This window comes from Ruegeria sp. BHSC043 (assembly GCF_059612985.1).
The window spans coordinates 587,886-602,020 of record NZ_JBXWRS010000001.1; the positions used below are offsets into that span (position 1 = coordinate 587,886).

Below are 14,135 nucleotides of genomic sequence, written 5' to 3' on the forward strand. Positions count from 1 at the left end.
TTAGTTGACGCGCCCAGTGTTTCAGGTCGGTCGGGTCGGGACACTGATCTGAGTCAAAATCTGCCTTTTGTTTTGTTTGAGAAAATGCGTTCAAGGCATAAGAAATTAAGGGGTAAATCCATTGCATCCCACTAGACGCATACCAGGTTTGCACCGGGGTGGGGGCTGGGTGATTCCGCCCGGGTTGAACATGGCGCGTCAGTGCCTCTCGCAGCCAGCCGAGCAGGTGGCTATCCTTGATCTATCTTCTGTGGTTACGACCGAGATCACCTATGGTGAACTTGAACAAATGACCGATCGGGTGGCGCGCGGGTTGCTCCGCAGAGTGCAACCCGGCGACCGGGTCGGCGTGCTGCTCAGTCAGTCACCGTGGTGCGCGGCCGCGCATCTGGCCATCTGGAAGATCGGGGCAATCTCGGTGCCGTTGTTCAAGCTGTTCAAGCGCGATGCCCTGGCCTCGCGCATCGGCGATGCGGGGGCCGGGTATGTGCTGACCGACGGCGAGGGCGCCGATATGTTGGGCGATCTGGCGCAGCCGCTGATCGTGTCAGAACTGGGGGCGGACGGGCCCGCCGTGGATTTTGCTGACACCGGTCCCGAGGACCCGGCGGTGCTGATCTATACCTCGGGCACGACGGGCAAGCCCAAGGGGGCGCTGCATGGGCACCGAGTGCTGACTGGGCATCTGCCGGGCGTGTCCATCAGCCACAACCACCTGCGTGCGGGCGACTGCCTGTGGACACCGGCCGACTGGGCCTGGATCGGCGGGTTGTTCGACGTGCTGATGCCGGGGCTGGCGCTGGGCATTCCGGTCGTCGCTGCGCGGCTCGACAAGTTCACCCCCGAGGCCTGCGCGGAGGTGATCAAGCGCGGCGGCGTGCGCAACGTGTTCTTTCCTCCCACGGCGCTGCGGATACTCAAGGCTGCGGATATAGATATCCCCGGCCTGCGGTCCGTGGCCTCGGGTGGCGAGCCACTCGGCGCGGAAATGTTGGCGTGGGGGCAGCGGGCCTTTGGCCTGACGATCAACGAATTCTACGGCCAGACCGAATGCAATATGGTCGTCTCGTCCTGTGCCGAGGATTTCCCCGCGCGCCTGGGCTGTATCGGCAAGCCAGTGCCGGGCCACGAGGTCGCGGTGATCGACGCCGCAGGCAAGCCGACCGACGCCGAGGGTGATGTGGCCATCCGGCGTGGCTCGGCCTCGATGCTGCTGGAATACTGGAACAACCCGCAGGCCACGGCCGAGAAGTTTCGCGGCGATTGGCTGGTCACCGGTGACCGCGGCGTGTGGGAGGGCGACTATCTGCGCTTTGTCGGCCGCGAGGATGACGTGATCACCTCGGCGGGATACCGCATCGGCCCGGCCGAGATCGAGGATTGCCTGCTGACCCATCCGGCGGTGGCCACCGTGGGCGTGGTCGGCAAACCCGACCCGCTGCGGACCGAGATCGTGAAGGCCTATGTGGTGCTGAAACCGGGGTCTGAGGCCTCGGAACAAGAGCTACAGGATTGGGTCAAGGACCGTCTGGCACATTATTCCTACCCGCGAGAGGTGGCTTTTGTGCAAGACTTGCCTTTGACCGTGACGGGGAAAGTCATTCGCAAGGAATTGAAACGTCGCGCGTCCGAGGAGATGTGCCATGGCAGATAAATCCAGCGTCCGGACCGGAGTCGAGTTCAGCGCGACCGTCATCGCGGTTATTGGGGCCTTTTGGGCCGGAAAGACCTATTTCGAAACCTGGATGCGCGACACGATCGACAAGGCGGTCGAAGAAAAGGTTGCCGTCATCGAAAAACTGCAAGTGGCTGATCTGCTGATTTTTTACGGCTACCCGGACGAGGCCATATCGGAATTGCGCAAGATCGCCGGTCGGGTCGCCAGGCTGGATGCCGAAGATAAACGCAGGATCGCGTTTTATGACAACTATCTGGATGCGGTGGCCGACTCGGAGGGCACACTGAAATACGAACCGGAAATCCGGATGCTGCACGACGTCTTCAGCAACGAGATGCAGACCGATGGCTGGCATGACGAGAAGCTGGCCTATGTCGCGATGTTCCTACCCGAGGCGCAGGCGGATGACGGGTATTTCGATCGTCAGGTCGTTGGGCGGCTCAAACTCGCGGTCAACCAATACGAGGCAGACGACGACTATGAGAGCCTTGGGAGCGCCTATCGCAACCTGTCGCTGGCCTATCTGTGCCGCGGAGAACAGGACAAGGCCGTCGAGGCGATGGAAATGGCGGCCGAGATGCAGCCGTTCGAATATTATTTCATGGTTCCGATGTGGGATCTTGAGGATTTCCTCGAAGAGCCGGAAATCAAGAAGCTGGACACGGTCTGCTCCAGCAACGTGTCGCAGGGCTATGCGCGCATCATGCAGAGCTTTGGCGTCAGCGAAAACCCCGTTCGCGAATTTCTGAGAGAGTATACCAGATGAAGCTGCGATCTTCCGCTTTGCCCTCGTCCGATGGCTTCAAGCAAAACCGTGCCGCGCACCTTGAGGCGTTGGCGCAGATCTCTGACGCCGCCGAGGCCGCGCGCATGGGCGGGGGCGAGAAATCGCGCGAACGCCATGTGTCGCGGGGCAAAATGCTGCCCCGGCGGCGGGTGGCGAACCTGCTGGACCCGGGCTCTCCGTTTCTCGAAATCGGCGCGACGGCGGCGCATGGCATGTATGACGGTGCGGCCCCTTGTGCCGGTGTCATCGCGGGCATCGGCCGGGTGCAGGGGCAAGAGGTCATGGTGGTCTGCAACGACGCCACCGTGAAAGGCGGCACCTATTATCCGATGACGGTCAAAAAGCACCTGCGCGCGCAGGAGATCGCCGAGGAAAACCATCTGCCCTGCATCTATCTGGTCGACAGCGGCGGCGCGAACCTGCCCAACCAGGATGAGGTCTTTCCCGACCGCGACCATTTCGGCCGCATCTTCTACAACCAGGCACGGATGAGCGCCAAGGGCATCCCGCAGATTGCTGTGGTGATGGGCTCGTGTACCGCGGGCGGCGCCTATGTGCCGGCCATGTCCGACGTCACGATCATCGTCAAGGAACAGGGCACGATCTTTCTGGCTGGCCCGCCGCTGGTCAAGGCGGCGACGGGCGAGGTCGTCAGCGCCGAGGACCTGGGCGGCGGCGACGTGCACACGCGCCTTTCGGGTGTGGCCGATTATCTGGCTGAGGATGATGCCCACGCGCTGGCTCTGGCCCGCCGGGCCGTTGGCTCGTTGAACCGGAACAAGCCGCAGACGGTGGATTGGGCCAGCCCCGAAGACCCGGCCTATGACCCCGAGGAAATCCTGGGCGTTGTCCCGGCCGATCTGCGCACGCCGTATGACATACGCGAGGTGATCGCGCGCTTGGTCGATGGCTCGCGTTTTGACGAGTTCAAGCCTCGGTTCGGCGAGACGCTGGTGACCGGCTTCGCCCATGTCAAAGGCTGCCCCGTCGGGATCATCGCCAACAACGGCGTGCTGTTTTCCGAGGCCGCGCAGAAAGGCGCGCATTTCGTGGAACTGTGCAGCCAGCGCAAGATCCCGCTGGTTTTCCTGCAAAACATCACCGGGTTCATGGTGGGCCGCAAGTACGAGAATGAAGGCATCGCGCGCCATGGCGCCAAGATGGTGACCGCCGTGGCCACCACAAGCGTGCCCAAGATCACCATGCTGGTGGGCGGCTCTTTCGGGGCCGGGAACTATGGCATGGCGGGGCGCGCCTATCAGCCCCGTTTCCTGTGGACGTGGCCGAATAGCCGTATCTCGGTCATGGGTGGCGAGCAGGCCGCCGGTGTTCTGGCAACGGTCAAACGCGACGGGATCGAACGGCAGGGCGGCACATGGTCGGCCGAGGAAGAGGCCGAATTCAAACGCCCAACGCTCGAGATGTTCGAAGAGCAGTCGCACCCGCTTTATGCCTCTGCCCGGTTGTGGGATGACGGCATTATTGACCCGCGCAAAAGTCGCGATGTACTGGCCCTGTCGCTGAGCGCCGCGTTGAACGCACCCATAGAGGACACGCGCTTTGGCGTGTTCCGGATGTAGAAGGGGCGGTTCGATGCTGGAAAGCTTGAAAGAAAGATACCCTGGGGCCGAGACTTTTCAGTTCGGCGACAGCCGGGCATTGTGCGACGACTTGCTGGCTCTGGTCCGCTCGGGGCGCAAGACCGCGACATGTGGCGCATTGCGTAACTTTGCGGCGGGTGGCGAGGCAATGCCGCAGGTTGGCCGCCGCGACATCGCTTTGGACTGGGACGGACAGCCCGCGCTGGTCATCGAAACGGTCGATGTGACGGTCCGGCGCTATTGCGAGGTGGACGAGGCGTTTGCCCTGGCCGAGGGCGAAAACGACAGCCTGAAAGGCTGGCGCGAGGATCATCGTAGATATTTCGAAAGAAACGGCGGCTTCGACCCAAAGATGGAGTTGGTCTGCGAACGGTTTCGCCTTGTGGAAGATCTGGCAGGGAAAGGGTAACGGCCATGTTTGACAAGATCCTGATCGCCAACCGGGGCGAGATTGCCTGCCGGGTCATCGAAACCGCGCACAAGATGGGCGTGGCCTGCGTCGCCGTGTATTCAGATGCGGACGCGGCCGCCAAGCATGTGCAGATGGCGGATGAGGCCGTGCATATCGGCGGAGCGGCTCCGGCCGACAGCTATCTGAAAGGCGACGTGATCATTCAGGCCGCGCTGGACACCGGCGCGCAGGCGATCCACCCAGGGTACGGGTTTCTGTCCGAGAACCCCGATTTCGTGGATGCAGTTCAGGCGGCGGGCCTGATCTTCATCGGCCCCTCGGCGGATGCAATCCGCAAAATGGGTCTGAAGGATGCCGCCAAGGCGTTGATGGAGCAGGCTGGCGTCCCGGTCGTGCCCGGCTATCACGGCGATAACCAGGACCCCGAGCATCTGGCCGGTGCGGCCGACACGATCGGCTATCCGGTTCTGATCAAGGCGGTGGCCGGCGGTGGTGGCAAGGGGATGCGGCTGGTCGAGAAACCCGCGGATTTCGCGGCCGCCCTGGACAGTGCCCGGGGCGAGGCCAAGACCGCCTTTGGCAATGATGCCGTTCTGGTCGAGAAATTCGTGGCCAAGCCCCGCCACATCGAGGTGCAGGTCTTTGGCGACGGCACCCATGCCGTGCATCTGTTCGAGCGTGACTGCTCGCTGCAGCGCCGCCACCAGAAGGTGATCGAGGAAGCACCGGCCCCCGGAATGACGCCCGAGATGCGCGAAGCGATGGGCCAGGCGGGCGTGCGCGCGGCCGAGGCCATCGGCTACAAGGGCGCAGGCACCGTGGAGTTCATCGTCGATGCCTCGGACGGTCTGCGCCCCGACCGCTTCTGGTTTATGGAGATGAACACCCGCCTGCAGGTCGAACACCCGGTGACCGAAGCCATAACCGGCATCGACCTGGTCGAATGGCAGTTGCGGGTTGCGGCGGGGGAAAGCCTCCCAAAACAGCAGAGCGAGTTGTCGATCAATGGCCATGCCTTCGAGGCCCGGTTATATGCAGAAGACGTACCCAAAGGGTTCCTGCCCGCGACGGGCACCCTAACCCATCTGGAGTTTCCGTATGGCTGCCGCGCCGACAGCGGCGTGCGGGCGGGTGACACGATCAGCCCGTGGTATGACCCGATGATCGCCAAGGTGATCGTGCACGGCCCGACTCGCGCGGTGGCGCTGGAACAACTGCACCGCGCGCTGCGCCGGACGCAGGTGGCGGGAACCGTCACCAACCTGTCCTTCCTGGGCGCACTGACCCGGCACGCCGGGTTTGAGGCGGGGGATGTGGATACCGGGTTGATCGGCCGCGATCTGGACGATCTGGTGCGCGAACCCGCCGTCACCCCGGCAATGACCGTTGCGGCCGCGATGGCCGCGACCGGACTGGACAAACCCGCCGAGGACACCGGGTTTACCCTCTGGGCCCCGCTGCACCGGGCGCTTCAGCTGAAGCGCGACGGCGAGGTTCTGGATCTGGACGTCCAGGTCGCAGGGCCGGACCGGCAGGACTGGCAGGTGGGCGGGACCACCGTGATCGCCGAACGGGTCAATGGCCGCTGGATCATCGACGGCCAGCCGATGCCGCCGGTTGCGATTGCAGGCCACGATGTCACCGTGTTCGACGCCTATGGCGTGAGCTTCGAGGTACTGGACCCGCTGGACCGCGACGTCAGCGCCGCCGGTGACACCAACGTGGTCGAGGCTCCGATGCCTGGGCTGGTCAAAGCGGTATTCGCCGCGCCGGGACAGGCGGTGAAGGAGGGCGACCGGCTGGCCATCCTCGAGGCGATGAAGATGGAGCATTCGCTGCTGGCCGCCCGCGACGGTGTCGTGGCCGAGGTTCTGGCCGAGGCCGGATCGCAGGTCGAGGCCGGCGCGGCGCTGGTCCGGCTGGAAGACGACTGAAACCCTGAACGCCCGCCCCAAACGAGGCGGGCCGGACTGAACAGGAGGGCACCGCGATGGCGGAACGTGTCGAGATTTTCGAAGTGGGGCCACGCGACGGGCTGCAGAACGAAAAGCGCGAAATCCCAGTTTCCGAGAAGATCGCGCTGGTCGACTGTCTCAGCCGGGCGGGGTTCAGCCGGATCGAGGTGGCCAGTTTCGTTTCGCCCAAATGGGTGCCGCAGATGGCCGGCAGCGCCGAGGTGCTGGCCGGGATCACCCGCGCCCCCGGCGTGCGCTATGCCGCGCTGACCCCGAACATGCGCGGCTATGAGGACGCGCTGGCTGCCGGGGCGGATGAAATCGCGGTGTTTGCCTCGGCATCCGAGGGGTTTTCCAAGGCCAACATCAACGCAACCATCGCCGAATCCATCGAGCGGTTCGTCCCGATCCTCGAGGCGGCGCGCCATATCGACCTGCCGGTACGCGGCTATGTTTCCTGCGTGACCGACTGCCCCTATGATGGGCCGACGCCACCCGCCAAAGTGGCCGAGGTGGCCGACCTGCTGTTTTCGCACGGCTGTTACGAGATCTCGCTGGGCGACACGATCGGGCAGGGGACACCCGACAGCATCGCGCGGATGCTGCTGGCGGTGCGTGAATATGTGCCCGCGACCCGCTTGGCCGGGCATTTTCATGACACCAACGGGCGCGCGATCGACAATATCGACGCGTCTCTTGCGCTGGGCGTCCGGGTGTTCGACGCCGCCGTGGGCGGATTGGGTGGCTGCCCCTACGCACCGGGCGCGGCCGGGAATGTGGCCACCGAAGCCGTGGCCGCGCATCTGGAGCGGCTGGGCTATGACACCGGACTGGACGCCGCCGTGCTGAACGAAGCGGCGGAAATGGCCCGCGCAATGCGGGCGGGATAAGAGGCTGACATGTTTGAGACCATCTCGATCTCCACCGACCCGCGCGGGGTTGCCACGCTGACGCTGAACCGGCCGGAAAAACACAACGCGATGTCGGCGCAGATGATCGCCGAACTGACCCAGGCCGCCGCGCAACTGGGGAAAACCGACGACGTGCGTGTCGTAGTTCTGACCGGCGCGGGCAAGAGCTTCTGCGCCGGGGGTGACTTGGGCTGGATGCAGGCCCAAATGGCCGCCGATCCCGAGACCCGCTTTGTCGAGGCACGCAAGCTGGCCGAGATGCTGAACGCCCTGAACACCCTGCAAAAACCGTTGATCGGCGCGCTTCAGGGCAACGCCTTTGGCGGTGGCGTGGGCATGGCCGCGGTCTGTGACGTGGCCGTCGGCGTGGACAGTCTGAAGATGGGGCTGACCGAAACCCGGCTGGGGCTGATCCCGGCCACCATCGGCCCCTATGTCATCGCCCGCATGGGCGAGGCCCGCGCGCGGCGCGTGTTCATGTCGGCCCGTCTGTTCGACGCGGCCGAGGCGGTGGATCTTGGCCTGCTCGCGCGGGCCGTTCCGGCGGATGAGTTGGATGCCGCGATCGAAGCCGAAGTGCAGCCCTATCTGTCCTGTGCGCCGGGCGCCGTGGCCTCGGCCAAGGCGTTGGTTCGGGACCTCGGGCCGCGCATCGACGACGCGGTGATCGACCACACGATCCGGGCGCTGGTCGACCGATGGGAAACGGACGAGGCGCATGAGGGAATCAGCGCTTTCTTCGACAAGCGAAAACCTTCATGGAATAGTGAGGTTTGACCGTCCGCGACCATTTGAAGCCAAGGGCTTGCGCCTAGTGCAGCGCTGGGCGTTGGCAAGCCGAATATTCGGTGCCATGCGCGCTTGTGCTCGGTTGACCCTCTGACCCCGCGCGGATAGAGAATGTCCAGTCAACACGCCAATTGACGGCGCGTCTCGTTCGGGATGCGCAGGAAAGGAGCCACTCGTGGAAGAGCTGTTGCGGGAATATCTCCCGATCCTGGTGTTTCTGGCCGTCGCCGTGGGCCTTGGAATCGTCCTGATTCTGGCCGCCGTCGTTCTGGCAGTCCGCAATCCCGACCCCGAAAAGGTCAGCGCCTATGAATGCGGGTTCAACGCGTTCGACGATGCGCGGATGAAGTTCGATGTCCGATTCTATCTGGTTTCGATCCTGTTCATCATCTTCGACCTTGAGATTGCGTTCCTGTTTCCCTGGGCCGTGGGCTTCAAGGATATCAGCGATGTCGGCTTCTGGTCGATGATGGTGTTCCTGGGCGTTCTGACCATCGGCTTTGCCTATGAATGGAAGAAGGGGGCCTTGGAATGGGAGTGATGACGGGTGCAAACACCGCGGGCGTTGACAAGGAAGTCGCCACCCAGGCCCTGAACGCCGAGTTGCAGGACAAAGGGTTCCTGCTGACCTCGTCCGAGGACATCATCAACTGGGCCCGTACCGGGTCGCTGCACTGGATGACCTTCGGCCTGGCCTGCTGCGCGGTCGAGATGATGCACACCTCGATGCCGCGCTACGATGCCGAACGCTTCGGCATCGCCCCGCGCGCATCCCCGCGCCAGTCTGACGTGATGATCGTGGCAGGCACTCTGACCAACAAGATGGCGCCGGCGCTGCGCAAGGTCTATGACCAGATGCCCGAGCCGCGCTATGTTATCTCGATGGGATCCTGCGCCAATGGCGGCGGGTATTACCACTATTCCTATTCGGTGGTGCGCGGCTGCGACCGCATCGTTCCGGTGGACATCTACGTTCCCGGCTGCCCGCCGACCGCCGAGGCGCTGCTGTATGGTCTGTTGCAACTGCAACGCAAGATCCGCCGCACCGGCACCATCGTGCGCTGAGGAGGAACCCTGATGAGCGAAGCACTCAAGGAACTTGGCGCACTGATCGAAATCAAGCGGCCCGACTGCGTGCTGTCATCGGACGTGAGCTTTGGTGAGTTGAGCGTCGATGTGGCCCCGTCGAACCTGGTCGAATTCGTCGAGTATCTGAAGTCTGACCAGAACTGTAAATTCTCGACCCTCGTCGACATCACCGCCGTGGACTATCCCGAGCGGGCCAAGCGGTTCGACGTCGTCTATCACTTCCTCTCGATGTATCAGAACCATCGCATCCGGCTGCGGGTCTCGGTCCGCGAGGACGAGATGGTGCCCTCGATCGTCGATGTGCACCCGTCCGCCAACTGGTTCGAGCGCGAAGTGTTCGACATGTTCGGCATCCTGTTCTCGGGCCACCCGGACCTGCGACGCATCCTGACCGACTACGGGTTCCGGGGATACCCACTGCGCAAGGATTTCCCGACCACCGGTTACACCGAGGTTCGCTATGACGAGGCGCAGAAGCGCGTGGTCTATGAGCCAGTCTCGCTGGTTCAGGAATACCGCCAGTTCGACTTCATGAGCCCGTGGGAGGGTGCGAATTACATTCTGCCGGGGGACGAAAAGCAGGAGACCAAGTAAATGGGCGGCATCTGGTGGCTGATCCTTTCGGCGCTGACCATCATCCCGATGGTCAAGCTTCTGCCGTTTTTCGGGATCAACAAATACTGGGCGCTGGCCTGTCTGGTTCCCTTCGGCACGATCGCCCTTTTGTGGTGGATGGGTCTGAAGCTGCAGGAACTGGAGCGCCGCTGAGATGCTGACGATGCTTGGAGAACTGGTTGTGATTGGGGCTCTGGGCGCGTTGTTGGCCGGGGCGGCGGTGAAAGCGGCAGACGCCGAAAGGGTCCGGGTTCGGGCCGAGGCAAAAAAGAAAAACCGGGGGCGGCGCTGAGGCCCTCGCTTGCCGGACCGGTCCGGCACGAACGGAACAGCCGGGGTTGATCCCCGGACAGGAGAGACACGATGATGGATGGCGGCAAGGGCTTCGAAGACGCTCTGACGGGCGAACAGAAGATCCGCAACTTCAACATCAACTTCGGCCCGCAGCACCCTGCGGCCCACGGCGTGCTGCGTCTGGTGCTGGAACTGGATGGCGAGATCGTCGAACGCTGCGACCCGCATATCGGCCTGCTGCACCGTGGCACCGAAAAGCTGATGGAAAGCCGGACCTATCTGCAGAACCTGCCGTATTTTGACCGTCTGGATTACGTGGCGCCGATGAACCAGGAACACGCCTGGTGCCTGGCCATCGAAAAGCTGACCGGGGTCGAGGTACCGCGCCGGGCCTCGCTGATCCGGGTTCTGTATTCCGAGATCGGGCGCATCCTGAACCACCTGTTGAACGTGACGACCCAGGCGATGGACGTTGGCGCGCTGACCCCGCCGCTATGGGGCTTCGAAGAGCGCGAAAAGCTGATGGTGTTCTATGAGCGCGCCTGCGGCGCCCGCCTGCACGCCGCCTATTTCCGCCCCGGTGGCGTTCACCAGGACCTGCCGCCCGAACTGCTTGACGATATCGAGGCCTGGAGCCATGCTTTCCCCGCTGTTCTGGATGATATCGACGGCCTGCTGACCGAGAACCGCATCTTCAAACAGCGCAACTGCGATATCGGTGTCGTAACCGAGGATGACATCCAGAAATACGGATTCTCGGGCGTGATGGTGCGCGGATCGGGCCTGGCCTGGGACCTGCGACGCGCGCAACCCTATGAATGCTACGACGAATTCGAGTTCCAGATTCCCGTCGGCAAGAATGGGGACTGCTATGACCGCTATCTCGTCCGCATGGAGGAGATGCGCCAGTCGGTGTCGATCATTCGTCAGGCCATCTCCAAGCTGCGCGACTGCCCCGGAGACGTTCTGGCGCGCGGCAAGATCACCCCGCCGAAACGCTCGGACATGAAGACCTCGATGGAAAGCCTGATCCATCACTTCAAGCTGTACACCGAAGGCTTCCACGTTCCGGCGGGCGAAGTCTATGCCGCCGTCGAAGCGCCCAAGGGCGAGTTCGGCGTCTATCTGGTCGCCGACGGCACCAACAAGCCGTACCGCGCCAAGCTGCGCGCGCCGGGCTATCTGCACCTGCAAGCCATGGACCACGTCGCCAAGGGCCACCAGCTGGCCGACGTCGCCGCCATCATCGGCACAATGGATGTCGTATTTGGAGAGATTGACCGCTAATGCTCCGCCGCCTGCACCCCGAACAACCCGAAAGCTTTGCCTTCACGCCCGCCAATCTGGACTGGGCCAAGGCTCAGATTAGCAAGTACCCCGAGGGCCGTCAGGCCAGCGCGGTCATCCCGCTGCTGTGGCGCGCGCAAGAGCAGGAGGGCTGGCTCAGCCGCCCGGCCATCGAATATGTGGCCGAGATGCTGGACATGTCCTACATCCGGGTGCTTGAAGTTGCATCCTTCTACTTCATGTTTCAACTGCAACCAGTTGGTTCCGTTGCGCATATTCAGGTTTGCGGCACCACGTCCTGCATGATCTGCGGGGCCGAGGATCTGATCGCGGTCTGCCGCGAAAAGATCGCGCCCAAGCCTCATCAGCTGTCGGCGGACGGCAAGCTGAGCTGGGAAGAGGTCGAATGCCTGGGGTCGTGCTCGAACGCGCCGATGGCGCAGATCGGCAAGGACTATTACGAGGATCTGACCGCCGAGAGCTTTGCCCGCATCATCGATGATCTGGCTGCCGGCAAGGCGCCGGTTCCGGGTCCGCAGAACGGGCGCTATGCCGCCGAGCCCAAGGGCGGCTTGACCAGCCTGAAACAGTACGAGGCCGGCAAGTCCAAGTACAATGCCAGCGTTCAACTGGCCGCCGATCTGGGTGATACGGTCAAGCGCATCGATGGGACCGAGGTTCCGATCCTGACGCCATGGCTGGGCAAGGACGGCAAGGCCGCCGGCGCGAAAGCCGCGCCCAAGCCGCCCAAGGCGGCGGACCCGGGCAAGCCCGCGGCCCGTCAGGCCGCGCCCAAGAAATCCGCCAAGGCCGAGCCATCTTCGCCCGAGGGCGCCGCAGCTAGGCCCGCAACCGCCGAGACTCAGCCCGAAACGCTGACTGGTCCTCGTGGCGGCAAACCCGACGATCTGAAGCTGCTGAAGGGCGTAGGCCCGAAGCTCGAGCAGACGCTGAACGAACTGGGCTTTTACCACTATGACCAGATCGCGGCCTGGACGCCCGAACAGGTGGCCTGGGTAGATGCACGGTTGAAATTCAAGGGCCGGATCGAACGCGACGGCTGGATCGAACAGGCGGCCAAGTTGGCGGCCGGCGAGGAAACCGAATTTGCCAAACGTGCCAAGAAAGAAGGCACTTACGAAGACTGAGAGACGGTGCCCGATACGGGCATCGGAGTGTGATGGACAAGGACAAGGAACAGGCCATCGCCCGCAAGGGCCGACATATCGGCGTGGTCATCGCAGTGACCATGCTGATGTGGCTTGCCGTGACCCTGTTCATCGGCCCGGCGCTGGAACTGCCGGGACGCTATGCGCTGCTGTTTGATTTCGCCGCGATCGCGGCCTTCATCTATGCAGGCGTCAACATTTTTCAACTCTGGCGCATGCGTCAGGACAGCCAAAGGTAACACGCGATGCTGAAGGATCAGGACCGGATCTTTACCAACATCTACGGGATGCACGAGCGCACGCTGAAGGGCGCCCAGGCCCGCGGGCATTGGGACGGCACCGCTGACCTGATCGCTAAAGGGCGCGACTGGATCATCCAGACGATGAAGGATTCGGGATTGCGCGGGCGTGGCGGCGCGGGCTTTCCGACCGGTCTGAAATGGTCGTTCATGCCAAAAGAAAGCGATGGCCGTCCGTCTTACCTTGTTGTGAACGCTGACGAATCCGAACCGGGCACCTGCAAGGACCGCGAGATCATGCGCCACGATCCGCACACGCTGATCGAAGGCTGCCTGATCGCGTCGTTCGCGATGAACGCGCATACCTGCTACATCTACATCCGGGGCGAGTACATCCGCGAGCGCGAGGCGCTGCAGGCCGCCATCGACGAGGCCTATGATGCCGGCCTGCTGGGCAAGAACGCCGCCGGCTCGGGCTGGGATTTCGACCTGTTCCTGCACCACGGCGCCGGCGCCTATATCTGCGGCGAGGAAACCGCGCTGCTGGAAAGCCTCGAAGGCAAGAAGGGCATGCCGCGCATGAAGCCGCCGTTCCCGGCGGGGGCGGGTCTGTATGGCTGCCCGACCACGGTGAACAACGTGGAATCCATTGCCGTCGTGCCCACGATCCTGCGCCGCGGTGCCGACTGGTTCGCCGGTTTCGGCCGCCAGAACAACGCGGGCACCAAGCTTTTTGCGATCTCGGGTCACGTCAACAACCCCTGCGTGGTCGAAGAGGCGATGTCGATCAGCTTCGAAGAATTGATCGAGACCCATTGCGGCGGCATCCGCGGTGGGTGGGACAACCTGTTGGCCGTGATCCCCGGTGGCTCGTCCGTGCCTTGCGTGCGCGGCGAGAACATGCGCGATGCGATCATGGATTTCGACTATCTGCGCAACGATCTGGGCTCGGGGCTTGGAACGGCGGCTGTGATCGTGATGGACAAGTCCACCGACATCATCAAGGCGATCTGGCGCCTATCGAAATTCTACAAGCACGAAAGCTGCGGCCAGTGCACGCCCTGCCGCGAAGGCACGGGCTGGATGATGCGTGTGATGGATCGCCTTGTCCGCGGCGAGGCCGAGCTGGAAGAGATCGACATGCTGTTCGAGGTGACCAAGCAGGTCGAAGGCCACACGATCTGTGCACTGGGGGACGCGGCCGCATGGCCGATCCAGGGCCTGATCCGCAACTTCCGCGAAGAAATCGAAGACCGCATCAAGGCCCGCAAATCGGGCCGTATGGGTGCGATGGCGGCGGAGTAGATCC

General features: G+C 63.3%; 15 protein-coding genes. All 15 read left to right on the forward strand.

The window, feature by feature from the left end; all coding sequences use genetic code 11:
* Positions 1-190 precede the first annotated feature (190 nt).
* The 15 genes from AC2FMM_RS02875 (at position 191) to nuoF (ending at position 14,131) form a co-directional block, all read left to right on the forward strand.
* Positions 191-1,654 (forward strand): AMP-binding protein, encoded by a 1,464-nt coding sequence (locus tag AC2FMM_RS02875; RefSeq protein WP_496795747.1) that lies wholly within the window; start codon positions 191-193, stop codon positions 1,652-1,654.
* Positions 1,644-2,444, forward strand: a complete 801-nt coding sequence (locus AC2FMM_RS02880) for a hypothetical protein (protein ID WP_496712990.1) — start codon at positions 1,644-1,646, stop codon at positions 2,442-2,444. The genes AC2FMM_RS02875 and AC2FMM_RS02880 overlap by 11 nt, the downstream gene beginning before the upstream one ends.
* Positions 2,441-4,045: a carboxyl transferase domain-containing protein gene (locus AC2FMM_RS02885; RefSeq protein WP_496686102.1), complete on the forward strand. Its 1,605-nt coding sequence runs from the start codon at positions 2,441-2,443 to the stop codon at positions 4,043-4,045. The genes AC2FMM_RS02880 and AC2FMM_RS02885 overlap by 4 nt, the downstream gene beginning before the upstream one ends.
* A gap of 13 nt (positions 4,046-4,058) precedes the next feature.
* Complete coding sequence (locus AC2FMM_RS02890) at positions 4,059-4,475, forward strand: ASCH domain-containing protein (protein ID WP_496795748.1); 417 nt, start codon at positions 4,059-4,061, stop codon at positions 4,473-4,475.
* Positions 4,476-4,480: 5 nt separating this feature from the next.
* A complete protein-coding gene (locus AC2FMM_RS02895; protein ID WP_496795749.1) occupies positions 4,481-6,412 on the forward strand; it encodes an acetyl/propionyl/methylcrotonyl-CoA carboxylase subunit alpha in 1,932 nt (643 codons plus the stop codon).
* 56 nt (positions 6,413-6,468) lie between these two features.
* Positions 6,469-7,323 (forward strand): hydroxymethylglutaryl-CoA lyase, encoded by an 855-nt coding sequence (locus AC2FMM_RS02900; RefSeq protein ID WP_005984063.1) that lies wholly within the window; start codon positions 6,469-6,471, stop codon positions 7,321-7,323.
* A 9-nt stretch (positions 7,324-7,332) separates the two neighbouring features.
* A complete protein-coding gene (locus AC2FMM_RS02905) occupies positions 7,333-8,121 on the forward strand; it encodes a crotonase/enoyl-CoA hydratase family protein (RefSeq protein WP_496712997.1) in 789 nt (262 codons plus the stop codon).
* Positions 8,122-8,308: 187 nt separating this feature from the next.
* The gene (locus AC2FMM_RS02910; protein ID WP_093964903.1) at positions 8,309-8,674 is read left to right on the forward strand and encodes an NADH-quinone oxidoreductase subunit A; all 366 of its coding nucleotides are present in this window, start codon (positions 8,309-8,311) and stop codon (positions 8,672-8,674) included.
* The gene (locus AC2FMM_RS02915; protein WP_093964904.1) at positions 8,665-9,198 is read left to right on the forward strand and encodes a NuoB/complex I 20 kDa subunit family protein; all 534 of its coding nucleotides are present in this window, start codon (positions 8,665-8,667) and stop codon (positions 9,196-9,198) included. The genes AC2FMM_RS02910 and AC2FMM_RS02915 overlap by 10 nt, the downstream gene beginning before the upstream one ends.
* Positions 9,199-9,210: 12 nt before the next feature.
* Positions 9,211-9,816, forward strand: coding sequence for an NADH-quinone oxidoreductase subunit C (locus AC2FMM_RS02920; RefSeq protein ID WP_496795750.1), 606 nt, complete (start codon positions 9,211-9,213; stop codon positions 9,814-9,816).
* Positions 9,817-9,990 carry an NADH dehydrogenase gene (locus AC2FMM_RS02925; protein ID WP_068347518.1) on the forward strand — a complete coding sequence of 58 codons (174 nt, stop codon included), beginning with the start codon at positions 9,817-9,819 and terminating at the stop codon, positions 9,988-9,990.
* Positions 9,991-10,203: 213 nt separating this feature from the next.
* Positions 10,204-11,418 carry an NADH-quinone oxidoreductase subunit D gene (locus AC2FMM_RS02930; protein ID WP_496678951.1) on the forward strand — a complete coding sequence of 405 codons (1,215 nt, stop codon included), beginning with the start codon at positions 10,204-10,206 and terminating at the stop codon, positions 11,416-11,418.
* Positions 11,418-12,566 carry an NADH-quinone oxidoreductase subunit E gene (locus AC2FMM_RS02935; protein ID WP_496795751.1) on the forward strand — a complete coding sequence of 383 codons (1,149 nt, stop codon included), beginning with the start codon at positions 11,418-11,420 and terminating at the stop codon, positions 12,564-12,566. Before AC2FMM_RS02930 ends, AC2FMM_RS02935 begins: the two co-directional genes overlap by 1 nt.
* 32 nt (positions 12,567-12,598) lie before the next feature.
* Positions 12,599-12,826 (forward strand): DUF5337 domain-containing protein, encoded by a 228-nt coding sequence (locus AC2FMM_RS02940; RefSeq protein WP_496678937.1) that lies wholly within the window; start codon positions 12,599-12,601, stop codon positions 12,824-12,826.
* A gap of 6 nt (positions 12,827-12,832) precedes the next feature.
* Positions 12,833-14,131 (forward strand): NADH-quinone oxidoreductase subunit NuoF, encoded by a 1,299-nt coding sequence (nuoF, locus tag AC2FMM_RS02945; protein WP_496678939.1) that lies wholly within the window; start codon positions 12,833-12,835, stop codon positions 14,129-14,131.
* Positions 14,132-14,135 lie beyond the last annotated feature (4 nt).